The organism is Streptomyces sp. NPDC048197 (assembly GCF_043202395.1).
Lineage (GTDB): Bacteria > Actinomycetota > Actinomycetes > Streptomycetales > Streptomycetaceae > Streptomyces > Streptomyces siderophoricus.
The window spans coordinates 180965-184604 of the sequence record NZ_JBIDAJ010000007.1; the positions used below are offsets into that span (position 1 = coordinate 180965).

1 protein-coding gene is annotated in these 3640 nt (G+C 70.4%); it reads right to left on the reverse strand.

Annotated elements, in window-relative coordinates:
• A partial coding sequence (locus ACGF4C_RS12775) for a beta strand repeat-containing protein (protein ID WP_393565711.1) occupies positions 1 to 3600 on the reverse strand: 3600 nt, incomplete at its 3' end.
• Positions 3601 to 3640 lie beyond the last annotated feature (40 nt).

The window sequence follows — 3640 nt, forward strand, 5'->3', positions numbered from 1 at the left end:
CCCGGTGAAGTTGCCGTCACCGCTGTACGTCGCCGTGACGTTGCTGGTCCCGACCGGAATGGCACTGGTAGTGACACTCGCTGTGCCCCCGGAGAGGGTGCCGGTCAGGGTCGGGCCGCCCGTCACAACGAAAGTGACCGTGCCGGTCGGGGTGCCGGCACCCGGCGACACCGGAGCGACCGTGGCCGTGAACGTCACCGGCTCACCGAACACCGACGGGTCCGGGGACGAGGTGACCGAGGTGGTCGTCGACGCCTGGTTGACGGTCTGGGTGTCCGACCCGACCGAGCCGGTGAAGTTCCCGTCACCGCTGTAGGTCGCTGTGACGGAGTAAGTGCCTGCCGTGACCAGCCCGTTGGTGCTGACGCTGACCGTGCCGCCGCTCAGCGTCCCGGTCAGGCTCACGGTCGTGACACCGTCGGTGGCAACGAACGTGACCGTCCCGGTGGGGGTCCCGGCACCCGGCGACACCGGAGCGACGGTGGCCGTGAAGGTCACCGTCTGGCCGACCACGGACGGATCCGGAGACGAGGAGACCGTCGTGGTCGTCGACGCCTGGGTCACCGTCTGGGTGTCCGACCCGCTGGAACCGAGGAAGTTCCCGTCACCGCTGTAGGTCGCCGTGACGCTGCTGGTCCCGACCGGAATGGCACTGGTGGTGACACTCGCCGTACCGCCCGAGAGCGTCGCCGTCAGCGTCGGACCACCGGAGACCACGAAGGTGACCGTGCCGGTCGGAGTACCCGCACCCGGCGACACCGGCGCCACCGTGGCCGTCAAGGTCACCGGCTCGCCGAACACCGAGGGATCCGGAGACGTCGTGACCGACGTGGTCGTCGAAGCCTGGGTCACGGTCTGGGTGTCCGTGCCGACGGAACCGGTGAAGTTCCCGTCACCGCTGTACGTCGCCGTGACGGCATAAGTCCCCGCCGTCACCAGCCCGTTGGTGCTGACACTGACCGTGCCGCCGCTCAGCGTGCCGGTCAGGCTCACGGTCGTGACACCGTCGGTGGCGACGAACGTCACCGTCCCGGTGGGCGTACCCGCACCCGGCGACACCGGAGCAACGGTGGCCGTGAAGGTCACCGTCTGCCCGACCACGGACGGATCCGGAGACGTCGTCACCGTCGTGGTCGTCGCCGCCTGGACCACCGTCTGGGTGTCCGACCCGCTGGAACCGAGGAAGTTCCCGTCACCGCTGTAGGTCGCCGTGACGCTGCTGGTCCCGACCGGAATGGCACTGGTGGTGACACTCGCCGTACCGCCCGAGAGCGTCGCCGTCAGCGTCGGACCACCGGAGACCACGAACGTCACCGTGCCGGTCGGAGTACCCGCACCCGGCGACACCGGCGCCACCGTGGCCGTCAAGGTCACCGGCTCGCCGAACACCGACGGGTCCGGAGAGGTGGTGACCGTCGTGGTCGTCGCTGACACAGCCACGGTCTGGGTGTCCGTGCCGACCGAACCGGTGAAGTTGCCGTCTCCGCCGTAGGTCGCGGTGACGGAGTACGTCCCGGCGGTCACCAGGCCGTTGGTGCTGACGCTGACCGTTCCGCCGCTCAGCGTGCCGGTCAGAGTCACGGTGGTCACACCGTTGGTCACGAGGAAGGTGACCGTACCGGTGGGGGTGCCCGCGCCCGGCGACACCGGAGCGACCGTGGCCGTGAAGGTCACCGTCTGGCCGACCACGGACGGGTCCGGGGACGAGGAGACCGACGTGGTCGTCGACGCCTGGGTCACCGTCTGGGTGTCCGTGCCGCTGGAGCCGAGGAAGTTGCCGTCACCGCTGTAGGTCGCCGTGACGGTGTGCGTACCGACCGGGATGGCACTCGTAGTGACGCTCGCCGTACCGCCGGAGAGCGTAGCCGTCAGCGTCGGACCGCCGGAGACGACGAACGTGACCGTGCCGGTCGGGGTGCCTGCGCCCGGCGACACCGGAGCGACCGTGGCCGTCAGGGTCACCGGCTGGCCGAAGACCGACGGGTCCGGGGACGTGGTGACCGTCGTGGTGGTCGAGGCCTGGGTGACGGTTTGGGTGTCCGTGCCGACCGAACCGGTGAAGTTGCTGTCTCCGCTGTAGGTGGCGGTGACGGAGTACGTCCCGGCCGTTACCAGGCCGTTGGTGCTGACGCTGACCGTGCCGCCGCTCAGTGTGCCGGTCAGGCTGACGGTGGTCACACCGTTGGTCACGAGGAAGGTGACCGTACCGGTGGGGGTGCCGGCGCCCGGCGACACCGGGGTGACCGTGGCCGTGAAGGTCACCGTCTGGCCGACCACGGACGGGTCCGGGGAGGAGGTGACCGTGGTCGTCGTCGAGGCCGGGGTGACCGTCTGGGTGTCGGTGTCGCTGGAGCCGGTGAAGTTCGCGTCGCCGGCGTAGGTCGCGGTGACGGTGTAGACGCCCGTGGTCACCAGCCCGTTGGTGGTGACGGTCGCGACGCCGGCGCCGTCCAGGGTGCCGGTGAGGTTCACCGTGGTGACCCCGTTGGTGACGGTGAACGCGACGGTGCCGGTCGGGACGCCGGCGCCGGGAGCCACCGGGCCCACGAAGGCGGTGAAGGTGACTTGTTGTCCGGTCACGGAGGGGTCGGGGAAGGAGGTGACCGTGGTGGTGGTCGCGGTCTGGTTGACGGTCTGGGTGTCGGTGCCGCTGGAGCCGGTGAAGTTCGCGTCACCGCTGTAGGTCGCCGTGACGGAGTGCGTCCCGACGGTCAATGAGCTGGTCGTGACGGTCGCCGTACCCGCCACGACCGGCGCTGTCAGGGTGCCGCCCCCGCCGCCTCCGATGACGAAGGTGACCGTGCCGGTCGGGGTGCCCGCGCCCGGGGACACGGGCGCGACCGTGGCCGTGAAGGTGACCGGCTGACCGAAGAGCGACGGGTCCGGGGACGAGGAGACGACCGTGGTCGTCGAGGCCTTGTTGACAGTCTGGGTGTCGGTGCCGCTGGAGCCGGTGAAGTTGCCGTCGCCGCTGTAGGTCGCCGTGACGGTATGGGTACCGGCGGCGAGTGCGGAGGTCGTGACGGTCGCCGTACCGCCCACCAGCGGCGCCGTCAGCGTCGGGCCGCCGGAGATGACGAAGGTGACCGTGCCCGTCGGGGTGCCCGCACCCGGGGAGACCGGCGCGACGGTGGCCGTGAAGCTGACCGGCTGTCCGACGACGGACGGGTCCGGGGAGGAGGTGACCGTCGTGGTCGTCGAGGCCTTGTTGACGGTCTGGGTGTCGGTGCCGCTGGAGCCGGTGAAGTTGCCGTCGCCGCTGTAGGTGGCGGTGACGGTGTGCGAGCCGACGCTGAGGCTGCTGGTGGTCACGGTCGCCGTACCGCCCACCAGCGGCGCCGTCAGCGTCGGGCCGCCGGAGATGACGAAGGTGACCGTACCGGTCGGGGTGCCCGCGCCCGGGGAGACCGGCGCGACGGTGGCCGTGAAGGTGACGGGCTGTCCGAACACCGACGGGTCCGGGGACGAGGAGACCGTCGTGGTCGTCGAGGCCTTGTTGACGAGTTGGGTATCGGTTCCGCTGGAACTGCTGAAGTTGACGTCACCGCTGTAGGTGGCGGTGACGGTGTGCGAGCCGACGCTGAGGCTGCTGGTGGTCACGGTCGCCGTACCGCCCACCAGCGGCGCCGTCAGCGTCGGG